The following is a 13,876-nucleotide window of genomic DNA, read 5'->3' on the forward strand; positions in this document are numbered from 1 at the left end:
CACCGACCGGCACCTGAGAGAAAGTCACCAGCACCGTATGGGCACCTCCTCCTCACGCATGCTCTTCGGAGCCGCGTACTACACCGAGTACCAGCCGTACGAGCGGCTCGCGCAGGACCTCGATCTGATGGCCGAGGCCGGGTTCAGTGTCATCCGGGTCGGCGAGTCGGTCTGGTCGACCTGGGAACCCCGTGAGGGCCACTTCGAACTCGACTGGCTGCAACCGGTGCTCGACGCCGCCAACGACCGAGGCATCAAGGCGATCGTGGGCACCCCGACCTACGCCGTCCCGCCCTGGCTGCGCCGCAAGTACCCGGAAACGGCGGCCCGTTCGGGCACCGGGCAGCCCATCCCGTACGGCATGCGCCAGGACGCGGACTACTCGCACCCCGCCTTCCGACATCTCGCCGAGCGGCTGGTCCGCGAGATCGTGGGGCGTTACGCCGACCACCCGGCGGTCATCGGCTGGCAGGTCGACAACGAACCCGGACTGCGGCTCTTCCACAACGACTCGGTGTTCCAGGGCTTCCTCGACCACCTCCGCGAACACTACGGCGACGTCGAGACCCTCAACCGCCGCTGGGGACTGACCTATTGGTCCCACCGGCTGCGGGACTGGGCGGACCTGTGGACCCCCGACGGCAACTCCACCCCGTCGTACGACCTCGCCTGGCGCCGCTATCAATCGCGGCTGACGCAGGAATACATCACCTGGCACGCCGAGTTGGTCCGCGGCCTCGTCCCTGAGCACCACTTCGTCACCACCTGCGTCGCCCTCGGCCAACAGGGTCTGGACATCGCGACGATCGGCCGGCCGCTCGACATCGCCGGGGCGAACATCTACTACGCCACGCAGGACGGGTTGGCCCTTCCAGGTCCCGACGAGCCGGAGGGCGGCCTGTATCCGTTCTTCGTCGCCTGGTCCGGTCCCGCCTGGCTCTACCTCCAGAACGACATGGCACGCGGCATCCGCCAGGAACCCTTCCTCGTCATGGAGACCAACGCCACCTCGATCGGCGGCTCAGCCGACAACTTCCCCCTCTACCGCGGCCAAGCCCGCCAGGCCGTGTGGAGCATGGTCGCGCGCGGCGCCAGGATGATCGAGTACTGGCACTGGCACTCCCTGCACTACGGCGCCGAGACCTACTGGGGCGGCATCCTCGGCCACAGCCTGGAACCCGGCCGGACGTACGACGAACTCTCCGAAATCGCGGGGGAGTTCAAGCAGGCCGGCGCCGCGATCGAGGGCCTACGGCCCCGCAGCGACGTGGCGATGCTGCTGTCCGCCGACAGCCGCTGGGCCATGGAGTTCATGGCACCGCTCCGGGGCAACACCCCTGCCTGGTTCGGTGATCCACAGTCCTACGACCGCATCGTCGCCGTCTTCTACCGGGGGCTGTTCGACGCCGGGCTGTCCGTCGACATCGTTTCCCCAGAGCAACTTCCCTCCATTCCGGAGGAGTTGGCGGACCGGTGGCCGGTGCTGGTCGTCCCGGCGCTGTACATCGCGGACGACGCGACGCTCGACCTGCTGCGCCGGTACGCCGAAGCCGGCGGCCATCTCGTCCTCACCCCGCGCACCGGCTACGCCGACGAGGAGGCTGTCGCCCGGCACACGGTCATGCCCGGAGTGCTGCGGCCTGTGGCGGGCGTGCGCTACCAGGAGTTCACCAATGTGCTGACCCCGGTCACGATCACCCCAGGGGACATGAACGGCCCCGCTCTGCACGGGCACGCCACCGCCTGGGCCGATGGACTGATCGCGGAGGGTGCCGCGGTCCTCGCCGGGTACGACCATCCGCACCTCGGCCAGTTCGCCGCCGTCACCACGCACGAGTGCGGCGCCGGCCGCGTGACCCACGTCGGCACGGTCCCGGACCGCGAACTCTCGCGCAGCCTCGCCGAGTGGGTCACCGCGGTCTCGCTCCCCTCCGACACCTGGCGCGAGGACCGGCCGCCGTCCGTCACCTGTACGTCGGCCACCACCGCCGACGGCGCCGTCCTGCGTTTCGTCCACAACTGGGCCTGGGGCACGGTCAGTTACCGCCTTCCTGGGCGCGTCCACGACTTGTTCACCGGTGAGCCCCTCGCCGCCGGAACCGCGCTCGAACTCGGGCCCTGGGACGTCCGGTTGCTCATCGAACGCGACGACGATCCCACTTCACCCGCACCCGCACCCGCATTTTCACCGTCACCTTCACCGAGGAGGACGCCGTGACCCGGCAGCCCACCACCGACGCCCCCTCCACCCCCTCCGCAACCGACGAAGCCGAGCTCGCCAGGCGCCTCGGTGCGCTCACCCTGGAGCAGAAGGTGAGGCTGCTGACCGGCGCCGACTTCTGGTCCCTCCACCCCGAACCCGCCGTCGGACTACGCCGGTTGGTCGTCTCGGACGGACCCGCCGGAGTCCGCGGCGAGTTGTGGGACGAACGCAGCCCCTCCGCCAACGTGCCCTCGCCCACCGCACTTTCCGCCACCTGGGACGAACCGCTGATCGAACGACTCGGCGGACTGCTCGCCCACGAGGCACGCGCCAAGGGCGTCGACGTCCTCCTCGCCCCCACCGTGAACCTGCACCGAACCCCTTACGGCGGACGGCACTTCGAGTGCTTCAGCGAGGACCCGCTGCTCACCGCCCGCATCGGCGTCGCCTACGTCCGAGGCGTCCAGGACGGCGGCGTCGCGGCCACCGTCAAGCACTTCGTCGGCAACGACTCCGAGACCCAGCGCATGACGCTCGACGCGCGCATCGGCGAACGCGCCCTGCGTGAGCTGTACTTGGCGCCGTTCGAGCGGATTGTCGGCGAGGGCCGGGTCTGGGCCGTGATGGCCGCCTACAACGGCGTCAACGGGCACCCGATGACCGAGAGCCCGCTGCTGCGCCAAGTGCTGCACGACGACTGGGACTTCGACGGCCTGGTGATGTCGGACTGGTTCGCCGCCCGCACCACCGAGCCGTCCGCCCGCGCCGCCCTCGACCTGGTGATGCCCGGCCCGATCGGCCCCTGGGGCGACGCGCTGGTCGCCGCCGTACGCAAGGGCAAGGTCGAAGAGTCCCTCGTCGACGACAAGGTGCTACGACTGCTGCGCCTCGCCGCCCGGGTCGGCGCGCTGACCGATGTGCCCGCCCCCGTCCTTCCGCCCCACTACGACGCCGAGTCCGTGGCGGCCCGCCTGCGCGAAACCGCAGCCGCCGGATTCGTCCTGGCCCGCAACGAGAACGCCCAACTACCCCTGCACCGGGCTGCGTTGACCAGGGTCGCCGTCCTCGGCCCCAACGCCGCCGCGGCCCGAACCCTCGGCGGAGGCAGCGCCACCGTCTTCCCGCCCTACACCGTCTCACCTCTCGACGGCATCCGTGCGGCCCTGGGCGCCGACGTCGAGGTCACCCACGGCGTCGGTGTCACCCCGCAAACTCGCGTACCCGCGGCGGCACTTGCCTACCTCCGCCACCCCGACGGCTCCGGCGAGGGCGTGGAGGTGAACTTCCTCTCCGAGGACGGAACTCTCCTCGGCTCCGAGCGCCGCGCCGGGGGCGCCTACACCTGGATGGGGTCCTACGGCCCCGGTGTGCCCACCGGTCAGGTCGCCCGGGTCGAGGTGCGCACCGTGATCCGCGCGACCGACGCCGGCCGGTACGCCATCGGCGGCTCGGGCATCGGACGCTTCCGGTTGTCCGTCGCGGGGTCCGAGGTGTTCGACGCGCGCCTTCAACTCCCGCCGGGCGCCGACCTGGTGGAGGGTCTGATGACTCCGCCGCAACGTCTGCACACCGTCGATCTGGCGGAGGGCGAGGAGACCGAGGTCGTCCTCACCCACGACACGGTCGCTCACGCCATGGTCACCCACGACGTCGACTCGTCGGACGACGCCCTCGGCGACGCGGTCACCATGTTCCAGCTCAACCTCCAGCCGCCGCACGGCAGCGACGACGAGGAGATCGAGCGGGCCGTGGCACTCGCCCGCGAGGCCGACGTCGCCGTAGTCGTGGTCGGCACCACCGAAGAGGTCGAGAGCGAGGGCTTCGACCGCGACAGTCTGGCCCTGCCCGGCCGGCAGGACGAACTCGTCCGCCGGGTCGCCGCGGCCAACCCCCGTACCGTCGTGGTGGTCAACTCCGGTGCGCCGGTGCTGCTTCCGTGGTCCGAGGAGGTGGCGGCGGTGCTGCTCGCCTGGTTCCCCGGCCAGGAGTTCGGCAACGCGCTCGCCGACGTCCTGCTGGGCGTCGCGGAACCGGGCGGCCGACTGCCGACCGTGTGGCCCGCCACCGAGCAGGGACTGCCCGCCACCGAGCCGATCGACGGCGTACTCGCCTACGACGAGGGGCTGTTCATCGGCTACCGGGGCGACGGCCGCACCGGCTCCCAGCCGCCCCGTTACGCCTTCGGACACGGACTCGGCTACACCACCTGGGACTACGTCTCGATCGACGCCCCCGGCGAGGTGCCGTCCGGCGCCGATCTCACCGTAGAGGTGCGTATACGCAACAGCGGCACCCGGCACGGAAAGGAGGTCGTGCAGGTCTACGCCGGCCGTCCGGGAGGTGCCGTCGAGCGCCCGCTCCGCTGGCTCGCCGGGTTCGCCGTGGTCGAGGCGGCACCCGGCGAGGAGACCGTCGCGACGGTCACCGTGGACGGGCGGGCGTTCCAGCACTGGGACACCGAAGTGGGCCGCTGGGAGGTCGAGTTGGGGACCTTCGCCCTGGAAGCCGGACCGTCCTCGGCGACCCTGCCGCTGGCCGCGGACATCGCCGTCGGCGACTCATGAGTGATACGCGGCCGGAAGCGGACCCGGTGGTCGCCCCCTGGCGGCAGACCGAGATCACCCTCACCGGGGCCCGCGACCACGCCAACCCGTACACCGACATCGACGTATGGGCCGAGTTCACCCACGACTCCGGCACGGTCCTGCGCCGCCCGGCCTTCTGGGACGGCGGCCGGGTCTGGAAGGTCCGGTTCGCCTCCCCGGAGGCGAACGGCCGCTGGACCTGGCGCAGCGGCAGTTCCGTCGCGGACGAAGGACTGTCAGGACAGGGCGGAACTCTCGTCGTGCACCCCGCCGTCGATGACACCAACTCCTTCCACCGGCACGGCTTTTGGCGGATGTCGCCCGGCGGACGGAGCCTGGTGCACGCCGACGGGACGCCCGCGCTGCTGGTCGGCGACACCGCCTGGGCCCTGCCCTGGCGGGCCACCGAGGAGCAGGTCACGGAGTACGCCGCCGACCGGCGGGACAAAGGCTTCAACGCGGCCCTGTTGATGAGCGTCCAGCCCGACATGGACGCGCGCGGACCGCGCGACCGCACTGTGGACGAGGGGTTCGACGTCGGCTTCGAGGACCTGCCCACCGGGCACGTCAATGTGCTCAACCCGGCGTATTTCCAGTACGTGGACCGGCTGATCGGCATCCTGCGCGACCATGGAATCGTCCCGGTACTCCAGCCGCTCTTCCACGGGTTCGGCTGGAAGGGCCTGCGGGTGGCCGGGCCGGTGGTCCCGCCGCAGGAGTACGCGCGCTACTGCCGTTATCTGGTGGCTCGTTACGGCGCCGGTCCCACCGTCTATCTGGTCGGCGCCGACGGTGAGGGCCACGAACCGCAGATCCCGGCGGGCGGTGCGGAGATCGGCCGCTGGGACGACCACGGCCAGCCCTGCGGCATCCACTACCGGCCGCACGCCGACAACTCGGCGCACCAGAGCGAGAGTTGGCTGCACTTCCAGTGGTGCCAGACCGGCCACATGGGCGGGCACGTCCAGGAACGCGTCGCCGACATGTGGCGCAACACCCCCGCCAAGGCGGTCGCCAACGCCGAGCCGACGTACGAGAACACCGGGCGTCCAGGCCGCGCCGCGGGCTGGTGGCAGGGACACGAGGCCTGGAGCAACCTCTGCGCCGGCGGCACCATGGGCGTGGTCTACGGCGCGGCGAGCCTGTGGCAGTGGCGGTTGCACGCCGCCGAACCCGGCCACGAGGAGTTCTTCCTGGCCGAGGACGCCGGCTGGCGCGAGGCACTGCACTTCGAGGGCTCACGCCACGTCGGGCTGATCTCCCGCATCCTCGAAGGTCTCCCTCTGACGGACATGCGGCCCGACTGGCGCTCCGCCCTGGCGCCCCGGGGCCTGTCCGTCCCCGGCGTGCTGTACCTCTGCTACGCGGAGGAGGGCGGCCCGCTGTTCATCACCGACCCGGAGAACGTCCCGCTTCCGTACCGGGTGGTCGATCCCCGCACCGGCGGTACCGTCCGCGAGGGCGTGCGCGCCACCGCCGTAGAACCCGTACCCGACGAAGGCGGAGCCCCACGGGTGTACATCTGCCATGACCCGAGCCGGAGTTGATCCCCGTGCATGTCTCACCACCCACCTTCGAGCACCACCGTGAACCCCTGGGCATCGGCGAATCCGCTCCCCGCCTCAGCTGGCGGACGGTCACCGACACCGGGGACTGGCACCAGGCCGCCCACCAGGTGGAGATCACCGCCGTCGACGGCACGGTCCTCGCCGACACCGGACGCCTGGAGTCCGACGCGTCCGTCCTCGTCCCCTGGCCGGGGCCACGCCTCGGCTCCCGGGAACGCGTCGGTGTACGCGTACGCGTCTGGGGCGAAGGGGAGGACGCGCCATCCCCCTGGTCGGAGCACGCGTACGCCGAGACCGGGCTCCTGGACGCGGCCGACTGGACGGCCTGCCCCGTCACCCCGGACCTCGGCACCCCCGCCGAGGAACCACTCCCCGTGGCACTGCTCCGCCGCGACTTCACCCTCGCCGGTCCCGTCGCCTCCGCCCGGCTGTACATCACCGCGTACGGCGTCTACGCGGCCGAGATCAACGGGGAGCACGTGGGGGACGAGGTCATGGCCCCGGGCTGGACCTCGTATCAACACCGCCTGCGCTACCAGACGTTCGACGTGACGCCGTTGCTGCGAACCGGTGAGAACACCATCGGCGCCCTGCTCGGCGAGGGTTGGTACACCGGACGCCTCGGCTTCCACGGCGGTAGCCGCGACATCTACGGTGAACACCGCGCGCTCCTCGCCCAGTTGGAGATCGCGTACGCCGACGGCACGACGCAGACCGTCCGCACCGACGAGCGCTGGCGTACGACGACCGGCCCGGTGCTGCGTTCGGAGATCTACGACGGTGAGGCGTACGACGCGCGGCGGGAGCGGCCGGGGTGGTCCGCGCCGGGACATGACACGTCCGGTTGGCGTCACGTCCGCGAACTCCCGCCCCCTGGAGCCGAGTTGGTGGCACCGACGGGTCCGCCCGTGCGACGCACCCAGACCGTCGCCCCGGTGGAGGTCATCACGACGCCGTCGGGGAAGACCGTCCTGGACTTCGGACAGAACCTGGTCGGCCGACTACGTATCCGAGTGAAGGGTCCCGCCGGCCACGAGGTCACCCTGCGCCACGCGGAGGTGCTGGAGCACGGCGAACTGAGCACCCGCCCCCTGCGGTTCGCCGCCGCCACGGACACGTACGTCCTGCGCGGCGAAGGCGTGGAGGGTGACGCAGGGGAGGGAGATGAAGGGGAGGGAGATGAAGGGGAGGGAGCGGTAGGCGAAGACGAGCGGGTTGAGACCTACGAACCTCTCTTCACCTTCCACGGCTTCAGGTACGCCGAGATCGGGAACTGGCCCGGACCGCTCGACCCGGCCGACGTCGAAGCGGTCGTACTCCACACGGACATGGCCCGCACCGGCTGGTTCGAGTGCTCCGACGCCCTCGTGAACCGGCTGCACGAGAACGTCGTGCAGGGCATGCGCGGCAATTTCCTCGACATCCCCACGGACTGCCCGCAGCGCGACGAACGCATGGGCTGGACCGGCGACATCCAGGTCTTCGCGCCCACCGCGTCCTTCCTCCACGACTGCTCCGGCATGCTGACCGGCTGGCTGCGCGACCTGTCCGCGGAGCAGCTGGCGCGACCGGACGGAGTGCCGCCCCTCGTCGTCCCCGATGTGTTGCCGGGCGCCTTCCAGGACGCGGGTGCGCAGGCGGTGTGGGCCGATGTCGCGGTGCTCCTGCCGTGGACCCTGTACCAGCGGTTCGGGGATCTGGAGGTGCTGCGCGCCCAGTACCCGAGCATGCGGGCCTGGGGCGAGGCCACGATCCGGCTCACCGCCGAGGGCGACGGACTGTGGCGCCAGGACTTCCAACTCGGGGACTGGCTCGACCCGCAGGCCCCGCCGGACCGTCCGGGTGAGGCGCGGACCGACGGCGACCTCGTGGCCAACGCGTATGTCATCCGCTCCGCCGAGGTCCTCGCCGAGGTCGCCCAACTCCTTGACGACACAGGACACTTGGACGGGAAGGAGGACGCCGCCCGCTTCCACGAGCACGCGCAGGCCGTACGCGAGCGGTTCGCCGACCGGTTCGTCACGCCGGACGGCCGGCTGTCCTCGGACTCCCAGACCGCGTACGCCCTGGCCATCGCCTTCGCGCTGCTGCCGACGGAGCGTCAACGGCGGGGCGCTGCCGAGCGGTTGGCGCAGATCGTGCGCCGCGCGTCCTTCCGTATCGCCACCGGCTTCACCGGCACGCCGTTGATCTGCGACGTCCTGTGCGCGGCGGGCGAGCCCCAACTCGCCTACCGCATGCTCCTGGAGAAGGACTGCCCGTCGTGGCTCTACCCGGTGACCATGGGCGCCACCACGGTCTGGGAGCGCTGGGACTCGATGCTGCCCGACGGCACCGTCAACCCCGGCGAGATGACCTCGTTCAACCACTACGCCCTCGGTGCGGTCGCCGACTGGCTGCACCGCACGGTCGCGGGTCTCGCCGCCGCCGGACCCGGCTGGCGCCGACTGCGTATCGCCCCCGTCCCGGGCGGCGACCTGACCTGGGCGAAGGCGGCCCACGACACCCCGTACGGCAGGGCCGAGGCGGGCTGGCGTATCGAGCATGTCCCGGGCAGCGAACGGGACGTCCTCGTCGTCGAGGTGTCGGTACCCCCGAACACCCGGGCCGAGGTCCAACTACCGGACGGCAGCGCCCCGTTCGAGGTGAGTTCGGGGCGTCATACGTTCCACCGCCCCTACACCGCCCCGGCCTGGCCGCCGGCCGCGATCCGGTTCCCGTGACTTGGGCGGCCTCCTCGCTCTACCCCGCGCTGTGGGCCAGTTCGGCGATGGCCTCGACGGCCTGGTCGAGTTCGGCCTCGGTGTTGTAGTAGTGCGGGGACAGCCGCACCAAGGGGTGGACGCCGCGGTGTTCGGTGTCGAACTGGCTGTGCTCGGCCACGGTCGTGGTGACGTTGATCCCCTGCTTCGCGAGCGCCGCGGCGACATCGGCCGTGGGGACGGCATCGACCTTCACGGTCACGATGGCGCACCGGTCGCGGCCCAGGTCGTACGTGGTGACACCCGGCAGTGCGTCGAGGCGGTCACGCAGATACGAGCCCAGGGCGATGGCGCGGTGGCCGATCTCGTCCATGCCGAGTTCCAGGGCCTGTTGGACGGCCGCGCTCAGCCCGAGGACGTTGGAGTAGCTGACCTCCCATGTCTCGAAGCGCCGCGCACCGTCGTGCCAGCTGAAACCGCGCTCGCCGTCCCAGGTCGCGGCCTCGATCTCGGTGACGTACGGGTCCAGGTACTCCAGGGCCTCGGGACGCACCCACAGGAAGCCCGTGCCGCGCGGGCCCCGCAGGAACTTGCGGCCGGTCGCGGTGAGCATGTCGCAGCCGATCTCGGCGACGTCGACGGGGAACTGGCCCACGGACTGGGTGGCGTCCAGCAGGAAGGGGACGCCGGCCGCGCGGGTGATCCGGCCGATCTCGGCCGCCGGGTTGACCAGACCGCCGCTGGTGGGGATGTGGGTGACGCCGACGAGCCTGGTGCGCTCGTCGATCAGGTCGGCCAGGGCCGCGGTGTCGAGCTGTCCGTCCTCGTCGTCGGGCACGACGACGACCTCGGCGCCGTGGCGCCGGGCGGTCTGCAGATAGGCGAGCACACTGCTGCCGTACTCGTCCCGGCCGGTGAGGATGCGGTCGCCGGGCTTGAACGTCATGGAGTAGAAGGCCGCGTTCCACGCGTGGGTGGAGTTGTCGAACAGTGCGATCTCGTTCGCCTGTCCGCCCACCAGCCGGGCGATGGCCCCGTGGGTGGCGTCGATGCGGTCCCGTTCCTGGCCTGCGGCTTCGTAGCCGCCTATGGCCGCCTCCAGCTCCAGGTGGGAGGTCATGGCCTCCAGGGTCCGACGGGACAGGAGACCGGCTCCCGCGTTGTTGAGGTGTACCCGGTTCGCGGTGCCCGGGGTGTCCTGGCGGAGCGCTTCGATGTCCATGTCCTGTGCTTCCCGTCTGTCCGAGGAACCCTTTCCTTCACGTTCTCAAGCCGCACCCGTTCAGTAAAGTGAATGTTTCTGGATGTGAAAGGTTAGGAATGCTGATGAATGAGGTGGCCCGGCGACGTCACCCCGTGCGAGCGGGCAGCCTGCCGACCGCGTACCCCAGAGCGGCGAGGAAAGTCCGGATCAGGGGATGCTCCCCGGCACCGGCGCGCACGGTCGCGAGTACGGTGCGGACGTGGACGGCGGAGGTGTCGAGCGCCAGCCGGGGCGTGCGGTCGAACCAGAGCATGTCGGGCAGGAAGGCCACCGCGTGGCCCTGTTCGACCAGCCGTGCGTGGGTCAGCATGTCCGCGGAGACAAAGGCGACGTCCGGCTCGAAGCCGGCCGCGTGGCAGACACCGGTCGCCCATGCGCGGGCGGGCGTGCCGACGGGTTCCATCACCCAGGGGTGCTCGGCCAGTTCGGCCACGGTCGTCACGGGCGCGGGGGTCGCGAGCCGCATGGCGTCCTCGTACAGGGGGTGGTGTTCGACCTCCGAGGACCGCGCCGGTCGCGGGTGACCGGGGAACGTCTCGTCGATCACGAGGTCGAAGTCCCGGGTGAGCAGGCCGGGCAGCGAGGTGTCGGGCTCGGCCTGCGTGGCCTCCACCCGCACCCGGGGATGGTGCTCGCGCAGCCAGGTCAGCGCGGCGGGCAGCAGCGCGAGCATGGCGGTCTGGAAAGCCGCGACCCTGAGCGTCCCCGACACCTCCCGCAGCGAGGCCGCGATCTCCGTCTCGGCGCGCTCCAGTTCCCGTAGGGCCTTCTCCGTACGGGCGACGAGGATCTCGGCCTGTGGCGTCAGCCGGACCCCACGCCCCTCCCGCTCCAGCAGCGGTGCGCCGACCTCGGACTCCAGGAGCGCCAGCTGCTGGGAGACGGCCGAGGGGCTGTACGACATGGCCGTCGCGACGGCGGCCAGCGTGCCGCGGTACTTCAACTCCCGCAGCACCTCCAGGCGGCGCAGGTTGTACATGCCCTTCACTCCGTCCATTGTCTACGACTGTCTACGGCCCGGTCGGCGGCGTCTGCTCGTCGTGGGAGCGTGTGCGCAGGGCGCGGAGGCGGGTGATGAGCGGACCGCCGTAGGTGGCGGACAGCGGCGCGAAGATCCACAGGACGTAGGCGTAGGAGAACACCCAGGCGAGACCGAGGCTCAGGACGAACCAGAGGCCGACCGCCCAGGAGGCGTCGGCGTGTCTGCGGGCCCGTGCGACATCGCCGATGACGAGGCCGCCGTCGGCCGAGACCTCTTTGAGGGCGACCTCGCAGAAGACGATGCCCGCCATGGTCCCGGCGAAAAGGGTCTGCGCCATCGGATTGGTGATCGCGGAGCCGATGACGGTCGTGGGGAACGGCAGGAACGCGACCAGCAGCAGATAGGGCGCGTGCCAGAACACGAAGGTCGGCGACAGCACGCGGATCTGGTCCATCAGCTGGTGGTGCCGCCGCCACACCGACCACAACAGGACGAACGCCAGCGCGAACGCCAGATAGGAATTCCGCTGGTCGACCAGGAAGCGGGCCAGCGCACCAGCCGACGCCCGCTCCTCCGTGTCCGGTCGCTCCAGTTCGACGGCCAGGAGCGTCATCGCGATCGCGAAGACAGCGTCCGTGAAGAAGGCCAGTCGCTCCGGCGAGAGCCCAGGCTCCGGCCGCACATCCTCGCTCATCCGAACTCCCACAGGTCAAGATCGTGCACCGATCCTAGAGAGTGCCGGGACAGGCACCCGTCAGGCGCGCTTGAAGTTTCAAACGGAGTCGGTCAGACTCTCGTTTGAGGGTTCAAACGACCCGATCCGTCTCGGGGCTTCGGGCTCTGCCCGAAATCTCCCTCCCTGGAGTTGTCATGTCACTCGCCTCTGAAGCCGTCGCCGTCCGCCGTGGTCCGCTCGTCGTCGCGGGAGGTGTCGTCGCCGCGATCGTGCTGGCCTCCGCGGCGGACACCGTCATCGCCCAACTCGCCCTGGCCGCAGGCGCGCCCGACGACTTCCAGCCCCTGAAGGCACCGTCGTACATCTTCCTGACGACGCTCGGCATCGTCGCGGGCGCCATCGGCTGGGCCATCCTGCGCAAGGCGTCGAAGGACCCCCAGGCGCTGGTGCGATGGCTGGTCCCGGCCCTCGTCCTGGTGTCCTTCGTCCCCGATTTCCTGCTCTACGGCGACGGTGGCGCGACCGGTGTCGGGGCGCTGCTCCTGATGCACGTGACGGTCGCGACGGCGGCGGTGGTCACCTACCGCAAGGTGATGCCCCTGTCGTAGGGACACCGGCGGCCACCGATCCGATGGCCGCCGTCGGCTGAGCTAGGCGGCTCCGACCGTCGAACGCCACAACTCCCCGACCTCCGCCGCCGCTTCCGGTGCCACGAGCAGCAACGGCTCACCGTACGAAGGGAGTTGCGGCATGGCCACCGCGCCCGCCTCGGTCGCGATGAGCAGGGCGGGCAGGCCGTCCACCGGGTGGAACTCGCCGATCGCGGCGGCCGTCGCCCGGCCCGCCGCGACCTGGACCAAGGACAGCGCGGTCGAACCCATGACGCGGGCCGTGCAGTGCCGGTCGGCCAGTCGCGCGAGGAGCGCGTCGAGGCCGGGCCAGTGCGCGTGGGCCGCCCACTCCGTCAGGAACACATGGCCGGTGAGCGTGGTGTGGTCCGCCGCGTGGATCGAAGTCCCGTTCAGGTGGGCCCCCTTGCCCCGCACCGCCGTGAAGACCTCACCCCGCCACGGGTCCGCCACCAACCCCAGCAGCGGACTGCCGTCCGGCTCCGCCAGCCCCAGCGAGAAGGAGCACCAGCCAAGCCCGTGGGCGTAGTTGGTGGTTCCGTCCACCGGGTCGATCACCCAGTGCGGAGCGTCGTCCGATGTCCCCTCCTCGGCGCCGTACTCCTCGCCGTCGATGCCCCAGTCGGGGAACTCCCGCCGCAGCACCGCCCGCACGTGGCGTTCCACCGCCTCGTCCGTGTCCGTGACGATGTCGGCCGGGCTCGCCTTCTGCCGGACCGGACCCGCACCTCCTCGGTTCCCGCCACGGATCGCCTCCGTCGCCCACTCGGCCAACTCCACGGCCACCCGCAGAGCACCGTCCAGGTCATGTCCGTTCGGCACGTTCGGCACAGCTCTTCACCACCCCGTTCAGGTCGTTGCCAATGATCGCGTCCACACCCCAGGCGAGCAGTTCGCCGCGCCGGTCCGCGTCGTCCACCGTCCAGCAACTCACCAGCACGTCCCGCGCATGCCAGTGAGCCACCGCCCCCTCGCTCAGGAACCGGTGCTCAGGATTGAAATGCAGCGGGCGTACGGCCCCCAACACACCCTCGGACGGCGGCAGTTGGCCGTACCAACTGAGGAACAACGTGATCCGCGCGTCCCGCACCGTCGTCACCGCCTCCGCCGCGCCACGGCCAACGGTCGCCGCGTGCTTATAGGGATGCCATCGCCGTGTACAGCCCGATCTTCGGGAACGCGTTGACGGAGAGCAGCGCCACCAGGAAGAACCGGCGCCCCGCCGCCACCAGATCCGGATTGTGCGCGACCGCCGTCCACCAGCGCG

The 13,876-nt window shown here is 70.8% G+C and carries 10 protein-coding genes; 5 read left to right on the top strand and 5 right to left on the bottom strand.

Translation table 11 applies throughout. The features are described from left to right. Positions 1–37: 37 nt before the first annotated feature. From OG226_RS47460 to OG226_RS47475, 4 genes are read left to right on the top strand one after another with little or no spacing between them, the layout of a single operon-like run. The gene (locus tag OG226_RS47460; protein ID WP_329352702.1) at positions 38–2,218 is read left to right on the top strand and encodes a beta-galactosidase; all 2,181 of its coding nucleotides are present in this window, start codon (positions 38–40) and stop codon (positions 2,216–2,218) included. Next, entirely contained in the window at positions 2,215–4,767 is a 2,553-nt protein-coding gene (locus OG226_RS47465; RefSeq protein ID WP_329352703.1) for a beta-glucosidase family protein, read from the top strand. The genes OG226_RS47460 and OG226_RS47465 overlap by 4 nt, the downstream gene beginning before the upstream one ends. Further along, positions 4,764–6,335 carry an apiosidase-like domain-containing protein gene (locus OG226_RS47470; RefSeq protein ID WP_329352704.1) on the top strand — a complete coding sequence of 524 codons (1,572 nt, stop codon included), beginning with the start codon at positions 4,764–4,766 and terminating at the stop codon, positions 6,333–6,335. Before OG226_RS47465 ends, OG226_RS47470 begins: the two co-directional genes overlap by 4 nt. Positions 6,336–6,340: 5 nt before the next feature. Next, positions 6,341–9,079, top strand: coding sequence for a glycoside hydrolase family 78 protein (locus OG226_RS47475; RefSeq protein ID WP_329352705.1), 2,739 nt, complete (start codon positions 6,341–6,343; stop codon positions 9,077–9,079). Positions 9,080–9,098: 19 nt separating this feature from the next. On the opposite strand, the gene OG226_RS47480 is transcribed toward OG226_RS47475, so the two are convergent. The 3 genes from OG226_RS47480 to OG226_RS47490 all read right to left on the bottom strand — a co-directional run bounded on the left by OG226_RS47480 (position 9,099) and on the right by OG226_RS47490 (position 11,998). Further along, on the bottom strand, positions 9,099–10,280 hold the full coding sequence (locus OG226_RS47480) for an aminotransferase class V-fold PLP-dependent enzyme (RefSeq protein ID WP_329352706.1): 1,182 nt from the start codon (positions 10,278–10,280) through the stop codon (positions 9,099–9,101). 127 nt (positions 10,281–10,407) lie between these two features. Continuing rightward, positions 10,408–11,301, bottom strand: a complete 894-nt coding sequence (locus OG226_RS47485) for a LysR family transcriptional regulator (RefSeq protein WP_443044970.1) — start codon at positions 11,299–11,301, stop codon at positions 10,408–10,410. Between the two features lie 31 nt (positions 11,302–11,332). Beyond that, entirely contained in the window at positions 11,333–11,998 is a 666-nt protein-coding gene (locus OG226_RS47490) for a TMEM175 family protein (protein WP_328685729.1), read from the bottom strand. Between the two features lie 176 nt (positions 11,999–12,174). On the opposite strand from OG226_RS47490, the gene OG226_RS47495 reads away from it, so the two are divergent. Next, a complete protein-coding gene (locus tag OG226_RS47495) occupies positions 12,175–12,588 on the top strand; it encodes a DUF6069 family protein (RefSeq protein ID WP_329352708.1) in 414 nt (137 codons plus the stop codon). A 42-nt stretch (positions 12,589–12,630) separates the two neighbouring features. Here the strand turns inward: OG226_RS47495 and OG226_RS47500 are convergent, their stop codons facing one another. Next, entirely contained in the window at positions 12,631–13,431 is an 801-nt protein-coding gene (locus OG226_RS47500; protein WP_329352709.1) for an inositol monophosphatase family protein, read from the bottom strand. Beyond that, entirely contained in the window at positions 13,415–13,708 is a 294-nt protein-coding gene (locus tag OG226_RS47505) for a hypothetical protein (RefSeq protein WP_329352710.1), read from the bottom strand. Before OG226_RS47505 ends, OG226_RS47500 begins: the two co-directional genes overlap by 17 nt. Between the last annotated feature and the right edge of the window lie 168 nt (positions 13,709–13,876).

Source organism: Streptomyces sp. NBC_01261, assembly GCF_036226385.1.
In the GTDB taxonomy this organism is placed as follows: domain Bacteria; phylum Actinomycetota; class Actinomycetes; order Streptomycetales; family Streptomycetaceae; genus Streptomyces.